The 16366-nt window shown below is 73.1% G+C and carries 15 protein-coding genes; 6 read left to right on the forward strand and 9 right to left on the reverse strand.

Annotated elements, in window-relative coordinates; genetic code table 11:
- Positions 1–28: 28 nt before the first annotated feature.
- The 7 genes from AB0K80_RS05545 to AB0K80_RS05575 form a co-directional block, all read right to left on the reverse strand.
- Complete coding sequence (locus AB0K80_RS05545) at positions 29–1609, reverse strand: ABC transporter ATP-binding protein (protein ID WP_365666105.1); 1581 nt, start codon at positions 1607–1609, stop codon at positions 29–31.
- Entirely contained in the window at positions 1606–2604 is a 999-nt protein-coding gene (locus tag AB0K80_RS05550; RefSeq protein WP_365666106.1) for an ABC transporter permease, read from the reverse strand. Before AB0K80_RS05550 ends, AB0K80_RS05545 begins: the two co-directional genes overlap by 4 nt.
- Complete coding sequence (locus tag AB0K80_RS05555; protein WP_365666107.1) at positions 2601–3674, reverse strand: ABC transporter permease; 1074 nt, start codon at positions 3672–3674, stop codon at positions 2601–2603. The genes AB0K80_RS05550 and AB0K80_RS05555 overlap by 4 nt, the downstream gene beginning before the upstream one ends.
- A gap of 22 nt (positions 3675–3696) precedes the next feature.
- The gene (locus AB0K80_RS05560) at positions 3697–5415 is read right to left on the reverse strand and encodes an ABC transporter substrate-binding protein (RefSeq protein WP_365666108.1); all 1719 of its coding nucleotides are present in this window, start codon (positions 5413–5415) and stop codon (positions 3697–3699) included.
- 182 nt (positions 5416–5597) lie between these two features.
- On the reverse strand, positions 5598–5690 hold the full coding sequence (locus tag AB0K80_RS05565) for an Ms4533A family Cys-rich leader peptide (protein WP_365666109.1): 93 nt from the start codon (positions 5688–5690) through the stop codon (positions 5598–5600).
- Positions 5691–5759: 69 nt separating this feature from the next.
- Positions 5760–7127 (reverse strand): DUF3152 domain-containing protein, encoded by a 1368-nt coding sequence (locus AB0K80_RS05570; protein WP_365666110.1) that lies wholly within the window; start codon positions 7125–7127, stop codon positions 5760–5762.
- Positions 7128–7135: 8 nt separating this feature from the next.
- Entirely contained in the window at positions 7136–8191 is a 1056-nt protein-coding gene (locus tag AB0K80_RS05575; protein ID WP_365666111.1) for an alpha/beta hydrolase, read from the reverse strand.
- 323 nt (positions 8192–8514) lie between these two features.
- On the opposite strand from AB0K80_RS05575, the gene AB0K80_RS05580 reads away from it, so the two are divergent.
- From AB0K80_RS05580 to AB0K80_RS05595, 4 genes are all read left to right on the forward strand, one after another.
- Positions 8515–8739 carry a hypothetical protein gene (locus tag AB0K80_RS05580; RefSeq protein ID WP_365666112.1) on the forward strand — a complete coding sequence of 75 codons (225 nt, stop codon included), beginning with the start codon at positions 8515–8517 and terminating at the stop codon, positions 8737–8739.
- Positions 8740–8946: 207 nt separating this feature from the next.
- The gene (locus tag AB0K80_RS05585) at positions 8947–9594 is read left to right on the forward strand and encodes a TetR/AcrR family transcriptional regulator (RefSeq protein ID WP_365666114.1); all 648 of its coding nucleotides are present in this window, start codon (positions 8947–8949) and stop codon (positions 9592–9594) included.
- A gap of 148 nt (positions 9595–9742) precedes the next feature.
- Positions 9743–9970 (forward strand): DUF3107 domain-containing protein, encoded by a 228-nt coding sequence (locus tag AB0K80_RS05590; RefSeq protein WP_365666116.1) that lies wholly within the window; start codon positions 9743–9745, stop codon positions 9968–9970.
- 205 nt (positions 9971–10175) lie between these two features.
- Positions 10176–10445 carry a hypothetical protein gene (locus AB0K80_RS05595; protein WP_365666117.1) on the forward strand — a complete coding sequence of 90 codons (270 nt, stop codon included), beginning with the start codon at positions 10176–10178 and terminating at the stop codon, positions 10443–10445.
- A gap of 112 nt (positions 10446–10557) precedes the next feature.
- On the opposite strand, the gene AB0K80_RS05600 is transcribed toward AB0K80_RS05595, so the two are convergent.
- Positions 10558–11310, reverse strand: coding sequence for a ferritin-like fold-containing protein (locus AB0K80_RS05600; RefSeq protein WP_365666119.1), 753 nt, complete (start codon positions 11308–11310; stop codon positions 10558–10560).
- A 498-nt stretch (positions 11311–11808) separates the two neighbouring features.
- Between AB0K80_RS05600 and AB0K80_RS05605 the strand changes: the two genes are divergently transcribed.
- Positions 11809–14409: a DEAD/DEAH box helicase gene (locus AB0K80_RS05605; RefSeq protein WP_365666121.1), complete on the forward strand. Its 2601-nt coding sequence runs from the start codon at positions 11809–11811 to the stop codon at positions 14407–14409.
- A gap of 181 nt (positions 14410–14590) precedes the next feature.
- A complete protein-coding gene (locus AB0K80_RS05610) occupies positions 14591–15472 on the forward strand; it encodes an alpha/beta hydrolase (RefSeq protein ID WP_365666123.1) in 882 nt (293 codons plus the stop codon).
- Here AB0K80_RS05610 and AB0K80_RS05615 read toward each other — a convergent pair.
- Positions 15469–16362, reverse strand: coding sequence for an NYN domain-containing protein (locus AB0K80_RS05615; protein ID WP_365666125.1), 894 nt, complete (start codon positions 16360–16362; stop codon positions 15469–15471). The genes AB0K80_RS05610 and AB0K80_RS05615 overlap by 4 nt on opposite strands.
- Positions 16363–16366: the final 4 nt, after the last annotated feature.

The following is a 16366-nucleotide window of genomic DNA, read 5'->3' on the forward strand; positions in this document are numbered from 1 at the left end:
CGCTAGAAGTTCATTCGGACACGGATCGTCACGCTGCGGCCAACTCCCGTCGTGCCGCCCTGCGTCGGGCCGCGACCTGTGGGTCCAGGGCCGGTACGGCGGCCAGCAGCTGCCGGGTGTACGGGTCGCGCGGGGAGCCGTACACCTGGTCGGCGGGGCCCGACTCGACGATCCGGCCCCGGCGCATCACCGCGACCCGGTCGCTGACCTGGCGGACGACGGCCAGGTCGTGCGCGACGAAGACCAGCGCGAGGCCGAATTCCCGCTGCAACTCGGCGAGCAGGGCGACCACTTGCGCCTGGGTGGTGACGTCGAGGGCGGAGACGGGCTCGTCGCAGACGATGACCCGCGGGCCGGCCGCGAGGGCCCGGGCTATGCCGACGCGCTGGCGCTGGCCTCCGCTGAACTCGTGCGGGTAGCGGTCGTAGTGCGCCGCTTCGAGCCCCACGCGCTCCAGCAGGTGCCGTACGCGCTCCCGGACGCGCTGCTCGTCCAGGCCGCCCCGGGCCCGCAGCGGGTCGGCGATCGACTCGCCCACGCTGCGGCGGGGGTTGAGGGAGGAGACGGGGTCCTGGAAGACCATCTGCACGTCCGGGCGGACGCCACCGCCGGGCCTGATCTCGCCCGCGGTCGGTTCCAGCAGCCCGACGAGCATGCGCCCCAGGGTGGTCTTGCCGCTGCCGCTCTCCCCCACGATGCCGAGGGTCTCCCCGCGGCGCAGGGTCAGCGACACGTCGTCCACGGCCCGGAACACCCCCTTCCCGCGCCCGAACTCGCGCCGCAGGCCGACGGCCTCCAGGACGACCTCGTCCGAGACCTCCGAGGGCGCCCGGGGGGCGTCCACGCGCGGGACGGCGGCCAGCAGGTCCCGGGTGTACGCCGCCCGGGGGGAGCCCAGTACGCCGGTGACGGGCCCGTGCTCGACCGCCCGTCCGTGCCGCATCACCAGCACCTCGTCCACGCTCTCGGCGGCCACGCCCACATCGTGCGTGACGAGGAGCAGGCCCATGCCGGTCTCCTCGCGCAGCGCGTGCAGCAGGTCCAGGATCTGGGCCTGGACGGTCACGTCGAGCGCGGTCGTCGGTTCGTCGGCGATCAGCAGTTCCGGCCGGCAGGCCAGCGCCATGGCGATGAGGGCGCGCTGGCGCATGCCGCCGCTGAACTCGTGCGGCCGGGAGCGGGAGCGGCGGGCGGCGTCGGGGATGCCGACCCGGTCCAGCACCTCGACGGCACGGGCGCGTGCCGCCCGTCGTGACACCCGCGCGTGCACGCGGTACACCTCGGCGATCTGGTCGCCGATCGCGTAGTAGGGGTCGAGGGAGGACAGCGGGTCCTGGAAGACCATCGCCGCCTTCGCGCCGCGCAGCCGCCGCAGCGCGTCGTCCGAGGCCGTCCGGACGTCGACACCGGCCACCCGCACGTCGCCGCTGACCCGTGCGCCGGTGCCGCGGTGCAGGCCCAGCAGGGCCGAGGCGACCGTGGACTTGCCGGAGCCGGACTCGCCGACCAGGGCCAGGGCACCGCCCCGCTCCAGGCGGAAGGAGAGCCCGTCGACGGCCCGCAGCGCGCCGAACTCCACCGACAGATCGGTCACTTCCACAAGGCTCACGACAGCACCACCCGTCGGTCGGCCACCGCGTACAGCACGTCCGCGACTGCGTTGGCGAGGACCACGAAGAAGCCGATGACCAGGACCATGCCGACCACGACCGGCAGGTCGACCACGTGCACCGCGTGGACCAGTTCCTGTCCGATGCCGGGCAGGCCGAAGAGCGTCTCGGTGAGGACCGCGCCGCCGACCGCCGACCCGACGTTGTTCGCGTTCAGCGCGATGACCGGCGCGAACGCCCCGCGCAGCGCGTGCCGCCCGATCACCGACCGCTCGGACACGCCGTACGCGCGGAAGGTGCGGATGTGGTCCTCGGCGAGCGTCTCCAGCATCGCCGCCCGGGTCAGCCGGGCGAACGCGGCGGCCTCGATGAGGGCCAGCGACAGCCAGGGCAGCAGCAGGTTCCACGCCCATTGCTCCGGGTCGTCCGTGAGGGCGACGTACTGCGGGAACGGCAGCAGTTCCAGTTCGCCGCAGACGACGATCATCAGCACCAGGCCGATGACGAACACCGGGGTGGCCGTGCCCGCCAGGGTGAGGCCGGTCAGCGCCCGCTCGGAGAACCGGCCGCGCCGCCAGGCGGAGAGCACCCCGGTGCCGACGCCGAGCAGCAGCCACAGCACCATCGCCCCGGCCACCAGCGACAGACTGACCGGCAGCTTGGCGAGGATCAGCCCGGTGACCTCCTCGTCGCTCTGGTACGACAGGCCCAGGCAGGGCGCGGAGCAGTGCCGCACGGAGGTCCCGGTCGAGTAGTCCTGGCCCGCGACCAGGCCCTGGAGGAAGTGTCCGTAGCGGACGTACAGCGGGTCGTCGAGCCTGAGCTGCTGGGCGACCTGGTGCACCTGTTCCGGTGAGCAGCGCGGGCCGCAGGTGATCTGGGCGACGTTGCCCGGGGTGACGTAGAAGACGACGTAGACGATCACCGAGAGGGCGAACAGGGTCAGCAGGGCGCCGAGGGCGCGGCGCAGCACGAAGCCGGTGAAGCCGCTCATGGCGCACCTGCCCCGGTCGCCTCGGAGGTCTGCCCGGATCCCGTTCGCGACTCGCCCCCGCGCCCCGTGTCCCCGGCAACCGCCCGGGACTCGCCCCTGCGCCCCGTGCCCACCCGCAGCCGGGAGGCGGCGCGCGGGTCGAGCGCGGTGCGCACGCCGTCGCCGAGGACGGTCAGCGCGAGCACGGTGACGAACAGGGCGCCGGCGGGCAGCAGCAGGTACTGCGGCGCCGCCTGGTACCAGACGTCGGCGGAGGTGAGCATCTGCCCCCACGAGGGCGTCGGGGGTTTCACGCCGACGCCGAGGAAGGACAGGGCGGCCTCGACGGTGATGTTGGTGGGGACGAGCAGCGCGGCGTACGTGATGACCGGCGCGGCCAGCCCGGGCAGCAGCTCCCGGCGGGCGATCCGCCAGGTGCTCCAGCCGCTGAGCCGGGCGGCCAGGACGTAGTCGAGCTCCTTGAGGGTGAGGGTCTGCGCGCGCACGATCCTGGCGATGTTGCCCCAGCCGATCAGCCCGACGACCAGGGCGACCAGGACGGGCCGGGGGAAGCTGGCGGGCACGATCGCGAGCAGCGCCAGTGCCATGATCATGAGCGGCAGGGCGACCACGATGTCGGTGAACCGGCTCAGCAGCTGGTCCACCCAGCGCCCGCCGAGCGCGGCCGTCACGCCGACCGTGACGCCGACGGCGACCTGCACGACGGTTGCGGCCAGGGCGACGCCCAGGGACACGCGCGCGCCGTACACCAGCCGCGCGAACAGGTCGCGCCCGGTCTGCGGTTCGACGCCGAGCCAGTGGTCGCCGCTGACGCCGCCGAGCGGCCCGGTGGGCACGCCGCCGCGTGCAGAGTCCACCAGGGCGGGGTGGTAGGTGGTCGGGTCCTGGCCCTCCAGCGCGGTGAGCAGTGGCGCGGCGAGCGCCACCAGGACGAGCAGCGCGACGACGACCGCCGCGACGAGGGCGGCGCGCTGCGCCCGCAGCCGCCGCCAGAACGGACGGGCCCCCGAGACCGCCGGGACGGAGGCGTCCGTCCCGGCGGCCCGGGAGACCGGCAGGGTCTCACTCATGTCGACGTGTCCGGTCCGTGGACTACTTGACCGCGACCTGGGAGATGTCCAGCACCCCGGTCCAGTCGCTGATCACGACGTTCTTGACGTCCTTGCCGTAGAGCCGCTTGTAGACGGGGTGGAACAGCGGCACGACCAGCGCCTTCTCGGCGATCTTCTTGTCGAGCGCGCCCCAGCGCTTGGCGGCCTGACCGAGGTCGGTCAGCTTGTTGATCGCGTCGATCTCGGCGTTGACCGACGTGTCGTTCAGCAGGCCGGTGTTGAAGTTCGCGCCGTCCCGGACGATCTGCCGGCCGTCGAAGATCGGGGCCAGGAAGGGACCGCCGGAGGGCCAGTCGGCGCCCCAGTGGGCGAGGAAGAAGCCCGGCTCGGTCTTCACGTTGTGGATCTTGTCGGAGTAGTCGTTCTCCTCCAGGCCCTGCAGCCTGACCGTGATCCCGGCCTTCTTCAGCGCGTCCTGGACGGCGGTGGCGATCTCCGGGCTGGTCTCGAAGTCCTTGGCGTTGGAGTGCGTCAGGGTGACGGTCAGCCCGTTCTTGTGACCGGCCGCGGCGAGCAGTTCCCTGGCCTTGGCCGGGTTGCCGGTCCGGCCCGCCGGGAACAGGTCGTACGGCGTGTACCCGAAGGACTTCTGCCGCGGCAGGAAGGTGGTCGCGGGCTCCGCGAGCGCGGAACCGCCCGCCGCGTTGACCACGGACGACCGGTCGAGGGCGTACGCGATGGCCTGCCGCACCCTGACGTCGTCGAACGGCTTGACCTTCGGGTTGAACGCCAGGTAGTTGGTGTAGCCGAAGTGACCGGTGCCGACGCGGGAGGCGAGTTCCTTGTCGCCGGTCACCTTGGCGAGCTCGGCGGGGCCGAGGTTGGTGTCCGTGGTGACGGCGGCGGCGTCCGCTCCCTGGGACGCGGACAGCCGCTGGTTGATCACGGACGAGTCGAGCCCCGACCGTACGTCGATCTTGTCCGGGTAGGCCTTGCGCTCGGCGTCGGTGGCGGCGGACCAGTAGGGGTTGCGCTCCAGCACGAGCCGCTCGCCGTCGTTCTCGTTCCTCACCACCTTGTACGGCCCGGAGGAGACCGGGTGCTGCTCGTACCTGGTGCCGGTGTCCTTGCTCTTCGGCACGGGTGCGAACTGCGTCTGGGTGGCCAGGTAGGGGAACTCGCCCTCGGGCTTGTTCAGATGGAACACGATGGTCCGCTCGTCCGGCGTCTCGATCGCGTCCAGGCCCTTCTTGTCCTTGTAGGGCCCCTGGTAGTCGGCGGCGCCCACCAGCCAGTCCCGCAGGTAGGGCGCGCCGCCGGACAGTTCGGGCGCGAAGGACCGCTCGATGCCGTACTTGATGTCGGCCGAGGTGATCGGCGTGCCGTCCTCGTACTTCAGCCCCTTCTTCAGGGTGTACGTCCACACGGTCGCGTTCTTGCCGGGCCGCCCGGTGTCGGTGGCCAGGTCGGGGACGACCTTGGCGCCGGCGGCGCCGTTCTCGCGGTTGCGGGTGGTGAGCGTACGGAAGACCAGGGACGGCACGTTGCCGCCGCCGGAGGTGTACAGCCGGGCGGGGTCGAAGTCCTGCTGCGGGTTGGAGTTCAGGACGGTGAGGGTGCCGCCCTTGTGCGGTGCGGAGTCGCCACCGGCGCCCTTGGCATCGTTGTCCTTCGGGCCGCAGGCGGCGGCGCCCGCTGCCAGGACCAGGACGAGCGAGACGGACGCCGCGCGGGCGCGGGGTGCGGACGGTTGACGCATCGAAATGACGACCTCTCAAGGTGGCGTCTCAGAAAGCGAGACAGGCAGACGAAGGGTGAGACGAACGGGAACAGACGTCAGCCCCGGCGCCGGGTCGTCGAAGAAGCCGTGACGGGGTCACGGAAGGACCGTGACGGGTCACGGCGAGAAGGAGAGCTCGCGACGCGCGCCTGAGGCGGGCGTCAGCAACAGTGAATGTCGGCCACGCACAGCGGGGTCACGCCGATGAGCGCCAGCTCGAAGGCGGCGCGGGTGAAGGCGTGACGGGCGGACATGCCCAGAAATATGAACGAACTTCCTGCGCATGTCAACGCGAGATACCGCACGTCACCCGCGCCCCTGCGTCAACTCCCCGGGTAGGGCCAGGGGTTGGGCCGGCAGTGGACGCCGTCGTGGTCGAGGAACTTGGTCTGCTGCTGCATGACCGGAGCGAGGTCGCCGTCCTTGTCGCAGGTGACGTGGCCGTAGCCCAGGCGGTGGCCGACCTCGTGGTTGATCAGCATCTGCCGGTAGGCGTACATCTTGTCGCCGTACGTCTTGGACCCCTGCGCCCACCGGTAGGCGTTGATCATCACGCGCTCGGTCGCCGCCGAGTCGCAGGAGACGTTGTCCACGGTGGTGTCCAGCCCCGACTTGGCGCACCACTCGGCGGTGGTGCCCGGGCTGGCCAGGGTGATCACGAAGTCGGGCTTCCCGGAGTAGATGCGCTCGAAGGTCCGGGCACCGTTGTGGGCCCAGCTGCGGTCGTCGTTGAGGGTCTTCTGCACGGCCTCGGCGAACAGTTCGCCGTCGAGCCCGAGCCCCTGCTCCACGTCCACCCGGTAGGTGAACTTCTGCCCGCCGCCGGGCGCCTTGTCGATGCCCGGGACCGCGTCGAACTTCCCCGGCCCCTTCAACGTGGCGCTCAGCGGGTACCTGCGGTCCATCTTCTGCTCGTACGTCAGCTGCGCGGTCGCGCTCGGCGCCACCGAGGGTGCCGCCCGGCCGTCCTCCCGCACGACGGAGTCGCCGGCCTGGTCGGCGGCGGACTGCGGCGGCACGGCGCCGCCGTCGCGGTCGTCGGCGACCTGTCCGGCGACGATCACGGCCAGTACGGTGGTGACGGCGGCGGCCGCGATGCCGGTGAAGGTCCGCCCCTTGGCCCCCTTGGTGGGCGCGGGCGTCCCGGTGGGAGAACCGCCGTCACCGCCGTCGGAGACGCGGGCGTGGGCGTGGGGTTCCGCGGCTGTGCGGGCCGTGGCGGTGCGGGGGCAGCGGGGTGCGAAGACGTCCTCGTCCTGGGCGAAGGCGTCGAGGTACTCCTGGCGCGGCCCGTCCACCGGTGCCCGCCGCTGCCGCGGTATGGGCAGCGCGGCCCCGCCCCGTCCTCTCAACTCCCCCCAGCCGCCGCCAGGTTCCCGCTGCTCGGGGTGGCCTCCCCGGACTCGGGGGGTGCCGTGGGCGGGGGTCCCGTCGGGCATCCCCGGGACGCCCTGGGCGGGAGTGCCGTCCGGCAGCCGCGGCACGCCGCGTGCCGGGGTTCCGTCGGGTCGGGGCGGCAGACCGTACCCCTGCGCGGGGCCCTGGGGCGCCGGTGCCGGACGGCGCCCGGGCAGGGCGCCGGACGTCCGGGCTCCGGGAGCCGCATCCGGCCCCGGCCCCCCGTCCCGTACTGCTGTTGTCTGCGCGGCGTCGCCCTTGGGGGCGGGGCCGCGGCGGCTGTGGCGTCCCACGTCGGGCTTCAGCCCCCCACGTTCTCGGCGGTCACGCCGCCGTCCACGCCCTGGCCGGCACGAGCGCCGCCGGGCTCACGAGCTGCTTTCCCGGCGGCCCGCTCCCCCGCCTCGCCCCGGTCCCGGAGGAGGTCGCGGAAGGCCATGGCCACCGTCTCGGGGTACTCCATCATCGCCACGTGCCCGGCGTCCGGCAGCGTGAGCAGACGCGCGTCACGGAAGGCCCGGGCCGCCCTCTGGGCCATGCGGAAGCCGACGAGCTGGTCCCGGCCGCCGTACACGAGCAGGGTCGGCGCGAGCACCCGCTCGGCCTGGCGCCACAGCCCGTGCTGCCCGCCCAGCGTGTAGGCGTTGACCAGCCCCCGCGCGGAACGGGCCATCGCGTCCCAGAAGTACGGCAGCCGCAGCCGCCGCTCCATCTCCTCCACGGCGTGGCGGAACCCCTCGGGCGTCACGCGCGTGGGGTCTCCGTAGCACAGCGCCATCACCCCGCGGACCCGCTGCTCCGCCGTCCACTCCCGGGTGAGCCGGGTGAACAGCGGGGCTACCCCGGGCACCGCCAGGAGCCCGGTGGGCACGGCGCTGCGCTGGACGCGGATCTCGGGCAGGGCGGGAGACACGAGCGTGAGCGTACGGACCAGATCGGGCCGCACCGCGGCGACGCGCGTGGCGACCGCCCCGCCCAGTGAGTTCCCGAACAGGTGCACGGGGCCGCGTCCGGCGGCGTCGAGATACCGGATGACCGCACGCGCGTGCCCGGAGATCGAGTAGTCGCCGTCGTCCGGTGGCGGGGAGTCCCCGAAGCCGGGCAGGTCGACAGCCTCACTGGCGACGACGTCGTCCAGCAGGGGCATCAGGGCGGACCAGTTCTGCGAGGACCCGCCGAGGCCGTGGACGTACAGGGCGGGCGGCAGCCCGTCGCGGGCGGGCGGGCGCGACCGCACCGTGAGCGTGACGCCCGGCAGGTGCACCGACCTGAGCCGCTCCCCCTCCGCGACCCGGACGGCCGCCACTTTGGGAAGCACGTTGGCGGGGGGCACCGACGGCAGCTCGGTCGAAGACATGCGGCAATGTTACGAGACGATCACGTAGTGGTTCACGTGTTCGCCGTCACAGGTACCTGTCCCTTGCCGGCCACGAAGACGTGTGCCCGGCAGGCAGGTTGCCGGCACACCACCGACGGCGCCCCCACCGCAAGGAGTGGGTGTCGCCGCGCGCCAGGGGGGAACACAAGCGACCCGCATCGGCCGCGCGGGACGCGCATCGCGTCACGTCCCGTACGCGGATCGCATAGCGTCCGGTTCGGGTGCCTCCTAAGCTCGTACAGAGGGCACCCGCATGTGGCCCCTGCATGCTTCAGGGACGATCGTTGGAAGGGAGCCCACCCATGGCCGTAGACCCCACCGACCCCGAGACGTTCGAGGACGAGGAGGCGCGGGAGGACCGGGAGTTCGGTGTCGAGGCCCCGGAGGTCGACGCGGCGGAGCAGCTCGCGGACATCAAGCCGGACCGCGACGACCCGCTGACCCGGCTGGACCCGGGCCGCGCCAGCGAGGCCGATCTGGCGGAGCAGGCCCGGATCGTCGACCTCGACGAGGACGACTACCGGTGACGTGTGGCGACGCCGGGCGGCGCGGGGCGCCGCTGAGCAGGAAAGAGGCCGCGTCGTGCCCGCTTTGATCCCGTTGGGAGCCGTCTGTGCCGCTGCGTCCCCTGTCCGGTCCGTGAAATTTCGCGCTCGCACCGCGCGCAGCACGGTTACCGAAAAGTACGATGGCGACGCGGCCCAGACCGCATGTGGACGACTATGGGAGGCGGCGTGACAGCCATCGAGCAGACAGAGGCGGTTCGCCCGCGGGGCACGCGCCTGCCGCGCCGTGCCCGACGGAACCAGCTGCTGGGCGCCGCCCAGGAGGTCTTCGTGGCCCAGGGCTACCACGCGGCCGCGATGGACGACATCGCCGAGCGCGCCGGCGTCAGCAAGCCGGTGCTCTACCAGCACTTCCCGGGGAAGCTCGACCTCTACCTGGCCCTGCTGGACCAGCACTGCGAGTCGCTCATCCAGGCCGTACGGAACGCGCTGGCGTCGACGACCGACAACAAGCAGCGCGTCCGGGCGACCATGGACGCCTACTTCGCGTACGTCGAGGACGACGGCGGCGCCTTCCGGCTGGTGTTCGAGTCGGACCTGACGAACGAGCCCGCCGTGCGCGAGCGCGTCGACAAGGTCACCAACGAGTGCGCCGAGGCGATCTGCGACGTCATCGCCGAGGACACCGGCCTGTCGCGCGCGGAGTCGATGCTGCTCGCCTCGGGCCTGGGCGGCCTCGCCCAGGTGGTGGCGCGGTCCTGGCTGCACAGCGACCGCAGCGTGCCGCGCGACCAGGCCGTGCAGCTGCTGGCCTCGCTGGCGTGGCGGGGCATCGCGGGTTTCCCGCTGCACGGCAGTGAGCAGCAGCACCACTGACCCAAGCGGTGTGCCCGGGCTTTGTTCCCGCAGGCTGTTCGCTGTTGGCGTGCTCGCCCGGAGCGTGTCCGTCCCCTCACCGGGCTAATGTGTGCGGGGTACGGCGCGGAAGGTCGCGCACTTCACTGACCGTCGGAGGGACATAGCCGTGGAGGTCAAGATCGGCGTGCAGCACGCGCCCCGCGAGATCGTTCTGGAGAGCGGTCAGAGCTCCGAGGAGGTCGAGCGCGTGGTGGCCGAGGCACTCGCCGGCAAGTCGCAGCTGCTGAGCCTCGTGGACGACCACGGCCGCAAGGTCCTGGTCCCGGCCGACCGCCTCGCCTACGTGGAGATCGGCGAGCCGGCCCCGCGCAAGGTGGGGTTCGGCGCGCTGTAGGCACGCGCACATGACGCAGGGCCCGGCGGTCGCGCACCGCCGGGCCCTGCGTCATGAGGCCGATCTTTGGCCAGGTGTTCACCCACCGTTTTCCTTCACGGATGGCGCACAGGTCGCCCACAGGGGTGGATTGGATTCCGCAGGTCAGGGGTAAGACCGGCTACGACCGTTGTGGGCCGGCCGGCCATGTGGGAGGGACCCCGACATGCTCTTGGAAGCGCTCAGCTCCGCCATCCTCGGTCTCGCCCTGGCGTGGGCGGCGGTACACCGCCTGCCCCACCGCCTCCCGGCCCGCACCCTGGTGCTGTCCACGGGCGTCGCGGGATCCCTCTTCGGAGCCTTCGTCACGCACAGCGCCCTGGACGCCGGGAACCTGCCGCTGGTCCTGCTCGGTGCGGCGATCGTCTCGGTGGCGTCGCTGTCGCTGCTGCTGCGGCCGTCGGGCAGACTCCGCCGACGATCAGCGACGGCGTGACGGCGGCACCTCACCGGTACGAGACGACCGGGCCCACGGGGCCCCGGGGCCGGCGCGACCAGCCGCAGATCCACCGCAGCGGGCCGCGCAACCTCCGGCCCTCCCCGCAGCGCTACGCGGCCAGGCCCAGCGCGGCCATTCGCTTGGTGTGCGCCTCGGTGATCCGGGAGAACATCCTGCCGACCTCCGCGAGGTCGAAGCCGTCCGCGACGCCGCCCACGAGCATCGTCGACAGCGCGTCCCGGTCGGCGACCACCCGCTGCGACTGCGACAGGGCCTCCCCCATCAGCCGCCGCGCCCACAGCGCGAGCCGCCCGCCCACCCGCGGGTCGGCGTCGATCGCGGCGCGCACCCGCTCGACGGCGAAGCCGGCGTGCCCGGTGTCGTCCAGCACCGCCAGCACCAGGCTCCGGGTGTCGGAGTCCAGCCGCACCGCCACCTCCCGGTAGAAGTCGCTGGCGATGGAGTCACCGACGTACGCCTTGACGAGCCCTTCCAGCCAGTCCGAGGGGGCCGTCTGCTTGTGGAAGCCGTCGAGCGCGGCGACGAACGGCTCCATGGCCAGGGTCGGTTCCTCACCCATCTCCCTGAGCCGGTCGCGCAGCCTCTCGAAGTGGTGGAACTCGGCGGAGGCCATCTTCGCCAGCTCCGCCTTGTCCTCCAGCGTCGGCGCCAGCTTGGCGTCCTCCGCGAGGCGCTCGAACGCCGCCAGCTCCCCGTACGCGAGCGCGCCGAGCAGGTCCACGACCGCGGCGCGGTACTGCGGGTCGGCGGAGGCCGTCGCCCAGTCCAGGGCGGCGACTGCGGTGTGCTCGGCGGCGCCGGGGGTGCCCGCCGCGTTCTCAGGCTTGTCAGAGCTCGTCATGAAGCGCACAATAGTCCGCTCCCCACCCGGTGGAAGGCACTGGTCAACCAGTGTGACGACGACTACGTGACCAAATCGGCCATCGCATGTGCGCGAATCCGGGGTATGGTGGTAATGCGCCTGCTGAGTACGCCGATCAATGCAGAGGACGTACTCGACGGGCCGCACGTATGAGGATGCCCGGTCGGTGGCCCGATCGGCTCCGACCCGACAGCCCTCCCCGTCCGTACGGCACCACGCGTGCGGCACCCGGAGGGGGACACCCTCAGCGGTACGAGCGCTAGAGCGTCGGCAGTGGTCCCGTGCCACACGGCCCGCCCGCCCGGGCGGCCGACGTCCCCGGCACGGTCACACGACACGACCCCCGCGCTCGCCTCGCGCCGCGCACACAGAAGAGGCAGCACCCTGACTACGACGTTTCGAGACCTCGGAATCCTCCCCGAGACAGCCGAGGCCCTGGAGGCCGTCGGCATCACGACTCCCTTCCCCATCCAGGAGATGACGCTGCCCGTGGCCCTCTCGGGCACGGACGTCATCGGCCAGGCCAAGACCGGCACCGGCAAGACGCTGGGCTTCGGCCTCCCGCTCCTCGAGCGCGTGACCGTCCCCGCCGACGTGGAGGCCGGACGCGCCAGGCCCGAGGACCTCACCGACGCCCCGCAGGCGCTCGTCGTCGTCCCCACGCGCGAGCTGTGCACGCAGGTGACGAACGACCTGCTGACCGCCGGCAAGGTGCGCAACGTGCGCGTCCTCGCCATCTACGGCGGCCGGGCCTACGAGCCGCAGGTCGAGGCCCTGAAGAAGGGCGTCGACGTGGTCGTCGGCACCCCGGGCCGGCTCCTCGACCTCGCGGGCCAGAAGAAGCTCGACCTGAGCCACGTCAGGTGCCTGGTCCTCGACGAGGCCGACGAGATGCTCGACCTGGGCTTCCTGCCCGACGTCGAGAAGATCATCAACATGCTGCCGGCCAAGCGCCAGACCATGCTCTTCTCGGCCACCATGCCGGGCGCGGTCATCGGCCTCGCGCGCCGCTACATGTCCCAGCCCACCCACATCCGCGCCACCGCGCCGGACGACGAGGGCGCCACGGTCGCGAACATCAAGCAGTTCGTCTACCGCGCGCACTCCCTCGACAAGCCGGAGATGGTCGCCCGCATGCTCCAGGCCGAGGGCCGGGGCCTGGCGATGATCTTCTGCCGCACGAAGCGTACGGCGGCGGACATCGCCGAGCAGTTGCAGCGGCGTGGCTTCGCCGCGGGCGCGGTCCACGGCGACCTCGGCCAGGGCGCCCGCGAGCAGGCGCTGCGCGCCTTCCGCAACGGCAAGGTGGACGTGCTCGTCTGCACCGACGTCGCCGCGCGCGGCATCGACGTCGAGGGCGTCACGCACGTCATCAACTACCAGTCGCCGGAGGACGAGAAGACGTACCTGCACCGCGTGGGCCGTACGGGCCGGGCGGGCGCGAAGGGTACGGCGATCACCCTGGTCGACTGGGACGACGTGCCGCGCTGGCAGCTGATCAACAAGGCGCTGGAGCTGGACTTCAGCGACCCGCCGGAGACGTACTCCACCTCCCCGCACCTCTTCACCGACCTCGGTATCCCCGAGGGCACCAAGGGCGTCCTGCCGCGCTCGGAGCGCACGCGCGCCGGGCTGGACGCGGAGGAACTGGAGGACCTCGGCGAGCCGGGCGGCCGGGGGCCGCGCGGGCGCGGTGGCCGCGGTGGTCGCGGCGGCCGTGACGAGGCGCCGTCCGCCGACCGTGAGCGCCCGGCGCGTACGCCGCGCCGCCGCCGCCGTACGCGGGGCGGGGCGCCGCTGGACGGTACGCCCGAGTCCTCGACCGCGCCGCAGAGCACGGCTCCCCAGGCCGCCGAGACGGAGGCCGGCACGGCTCCGCGCACGCCGCGCCGCCGTCGCCGTATGCGCGGCGGGGTACCGGCCGACGCGACGCCGAGCACGGCGGCAGCCGAGGCAGTCGTGTCCGAGGCCGTCGTGTCCGAGGCCGCGCAGAGCGCTGTGGAGACGGCGGAGGCAGGCCCGCGCCCGGCGCCGGACGCCGCCCGGGCGGAGCAGGACAAGCCGCGCCGCCGCCGTGTCCGCCGGACGGCCGAGCCGTCCGTCGAGGAGACGACCCCCGCGCAGACCGCGCAGGCTCCGGCTGTCGCGGAAGCCCCGCCGGTCACGGAGGCCGCCGAGACCGCGGTCGAGACGGCGGAGGCCACCGAGGCCACGCCGCGCCGGTCCAGGACCCGGAAGGCCACCGCCGCGGCGGAAACCGCCGTCGACACGGCCGAGGCGGCGGAGACCAAGCCGCGCCGGACCCGCAAGACCGCCGCATCGGCGTCCGCCGCCGCCCCCGAGGCGCCGGAAGCCGCCGAGGCGGCGGAGACCAAGCCGCGCCGCACCCGCAAGACCGCGGCCGCCAAGGCCGAGGAAGCCGTCGACACCGCCGAAGCCGTCGAGGCCGTCGAGGCCGTCGAGGCCGTCGAGGCCGTCGAGGCCAAGCCGAAGCGCACCCGCAAGGCCACCGCCAAGGCCGAGCCGGGCACCGACACCACCGAAGCGGCGGAGACCAAGCCGCGCCGCACCCGCAAGACCGCGGCCGCCAAGGCCCAGGAAGCCGTCGACACCGCCGAGGCCACCGAGGCCACGCCCCGTCGCCGCACCCGCAAGGCCACCGAGCCCGCGGACATCCCGGCACAGGCCACCCCAGACCCCGAGACCGTCGAGGCCAAGCCGAAGCGCACCCGCAAGGCCACCGCCAAGGCCGAGCCGGGCACCGACACGGCCGAGACGGCGGAGACCAAGCCGCGCCGCACCCGCAAGACCGCGGCCGCCAAGGCCCAGGAAGCCGTCGACACCGCCGAGGCCACCGAGGCCACGCCCCGTCGCCGCACCCGCAAGGCCACCGAGCCCGCGGACATCCCGGCACAGGCCACCCCGGACCCCGAGACCGCCGAAACCAAGCCGCGCCGCACCCGCAAGGCCACCGCCAAGGCCGAGCCGGGCACCGACACGGCCGAAGCGGCGGAGACCAAGCCCAGGGCCCGCCGGGCCCGCAAGGCCACGGTCGCCGCGGAGTCCACGGACGGCTGACGCCCTGCGGTTCCCGTCGCGGAAGAACCGGTCCTCCGGACCCGCAGCGGGAGAACGACACACGCCGACGGCCCGGTCCCACCTCTTGTGGGCCCGGGCCGTCGGCGTCCCGGCACACCCCACTGCGCATCTCACCTGGCGAGAACCCCCGGGCCCTCCCCCACCCGATACCCTCACCCACGTGACGACCCACCCCGCCCCCGCCCCACCCCCCGGCGCCCGCGCGTACGGCCTCTCAACGGCCCGCGGCGTCTTCGCCGTCGTCGACTGCCCCGCGGCGCCCGGCGCGGAGCCCCGCGGCGTGGCTCTCCTGCTGCCGGGATTCACCGGCAGCAAGGAGGACTTCACTCTGCTGCACGAGCCGCTCGCGACGCGCGGGTACCGCACGGTCGCGGTGGACGGCCGGGGACAGCACGAGTCGGACGGCCCCGAGGACGACGAGACCGCCTACGCCCAGAAGGAGTTGGCGCGGGACGTGCTCGCACAGGCCGAGGCGCTGGACTGCGGCCCCGTGCACCTGCTCGGGCACTCGCTCGGCGGGCAGATCGCAAGGGCCGCCGTGCTGCTCGACCACGCCCCGTTCCGGTCCCTCACCCTCATGGCGTCGGGACCGGCCGAGATCTCCGTCTCCCAGCAGCAGCGTGTGAAGCTGCTGCGCGACGCGCTCGCGGTGATGTCGATGGCGGAGGTCTGGGACGTCATCCAGGCGATGGGCCCGCCCGAGGAGGTCGGCGGCCCGGCCCGGGGCATCGGCGACCAGGACCTGCTGCGCCGCCGCTGGCTGGGCACCAAGCCCGCCCAACTGCTCGCCACCGGCCGCCAGTTGTGCACCGAGCCGGATCGGGTGGCCGAACTGGCCGCCCTTCCCCTGCCGTTCCATGTGCTGTCGGGTGCGCACGATGACACCTGGCCGGTCGCGCTCCTGGACGACATGGCCGTACGGCTGAACGCGCACCGCACGGTCGTCGAGGGCGCCGAGCACTCCCCTAACGCGGACCAGCCGCTGCCCACCGCCCGGGCCCTGGCCGACTTCTGGGACACGGCGGGTCGGGAGCGCACCTAATACAGCGTCTGGAGGTGGTCCCAGAACCCGTCCCGCAGCGCCCGCCGCAGGTCCGCCTGCCCGCGCAGCGAGTACTGCAGCAGGCCCTCCGCCTCCACCAGCAGGTCCTGGTCGACCGAGCCGGGCAGGTAGGGGTGTCCGGGGAGCAGTTCGACGAGGGTGTCCCGGCCCCGGGCGGCCAGCCACTTGGCGGCGATCTGCGCGCCCACGAACCGTACGTCCTCCCGGGTGGGCCGGGCCGCCGCCGACTCGTACGCCGGGGCCGTGCGGCGGGAGACGTAGGGCTTGAAGAAGTCGAGGTCGAAGGTGCGCTGGCTGTCGACCTCCCACAGCAGCGGCTCGGCCTGGTTGCGGCCCTCCGGTGCCTCGACGCCCCACAGGTGCACCCGGGCGCCGTACCCCTGCGCCGCCTCGACCGCCGAGACCAGGTCCTCGTCGCCGCCGAGCAGCGCCGCGTCGCTGATGGCGCGGTGCCGGGCGAGTGACTCGAGGTCGGTGCGGATCAGCGAGTCGACGCCCTTCTGCTGGTTGTTGGCGTTCAGGTTCCCCAGCCGCACCTTGACGTCCGGCAGCTCCGCGATGGACTGCTGCTCGGCCGTGTGGATGCGGCGCCTGGCTCCGTCGTACCAGTAGACCCGCAGCAGCCGGCTGTCCGCGAAGATGGTGCGGGCCCGGTCGATGAGCGCGTCGATCAGCCCCTCGGCGTCGAGGTCGAACGCCCGCCGGTCCTCGGTGCCCGCCACGAGCCGCCCGGCCGCCGCGTACAGGTAGCCCGCGTCGACGAAGATCGCATGGGTCGAGGGCGTCTTCGCCACCTCGGCGAGCATGCGGTGGAGCAGCTCGTTGGTGCGGTCGATGCGGGCGCTGAGAGCCGCGAGGTCGTCGTTCATCCCG

The sequence above is a fragment of the Streptomyces sp. NPDC052682 genome (genome assembly GCF_040678435.1).
Lineage (GTDB): Bacteria > Actinomycetota > Actinomycetes > Streptomycetales > Streptomycetaceae > Streptomyces.

Bases quoted from the DNA above. Each gene is read 5' to 3' on its own strand.
- AB0K80_RS05550 (WP_365666106.1), bottom strand. From the start codon at position 2,604: ATGAGCGGCTTCACCGGCTTCGTGCTGCGCCGCGCCCTCGGCGCCCTG.
- AB0K80_RS05555 (WP_365666107.1), bottom strand. From the start codon at position 3,674: ATGAGTGAGACCCTGCCGGTCTCCCGGGCCGCCGGGACGGACGCCTCC.
- AB0K80_RS05560 (WP_365666108.1), bottom strand. From the start codon at position 5,415: ATGCGTCAACCGTCCGCACCCCGCGCCCGCGCGGCGTCCGTCTCGCTC.
- AB0K80_RS05565 (WP_365666109.1), bottom strand. From the start codon at position 5,690: ATGTCCGCCCGTCACGCCTTCACCCGCGCCGCCTTCGAGCTGGCGCTC.
- AB0K80_RS05575 (WP_365666111.1), bottom strand. From the start codon at position 8,191: ATGTCTTCGACCGAGCTGCCGTCGGTGCCCCCCGCCAACGTGCTTCCC.
- AB0K80_RS05580 (WP_365666112.1), top strand. From the start codon at position 8,515: ATGGCCGTAGACCCCACCGACCCCGAGACGTTCGAGGACGAGGAGGCG.
- AB0K80_RS05595 (WP_365666117.1), top strand. From the start codon at position 10,176: ATGCTCTTGGAAGCGCTCAGCTCCGCCATCCTCGGTCTCGCCCTGGCG.
- AB0K80_RS05600 (WP_365666119.1), bottom strand. From the start codon at position 11,310: ATGACGAGCTCTGACAAGCCTGAGAACGCGGCGGGCACCCCCGGCGCC.
- AB0K80_RS05605 (WP_365666121.1), top strand. From the start codon at position 11,809: ATGACGCTGCCCGTGGCCCTCTCGGGCACGGACGTCATCGGCCAGGCC.
- AB0K80_RS05615 (WP_365666125.1), bottom strand. From the start codon at position 16,362: ATGAACGACGACCTCGCGGCTCTCAGCGCCCGCATCGACCGCACCAAC.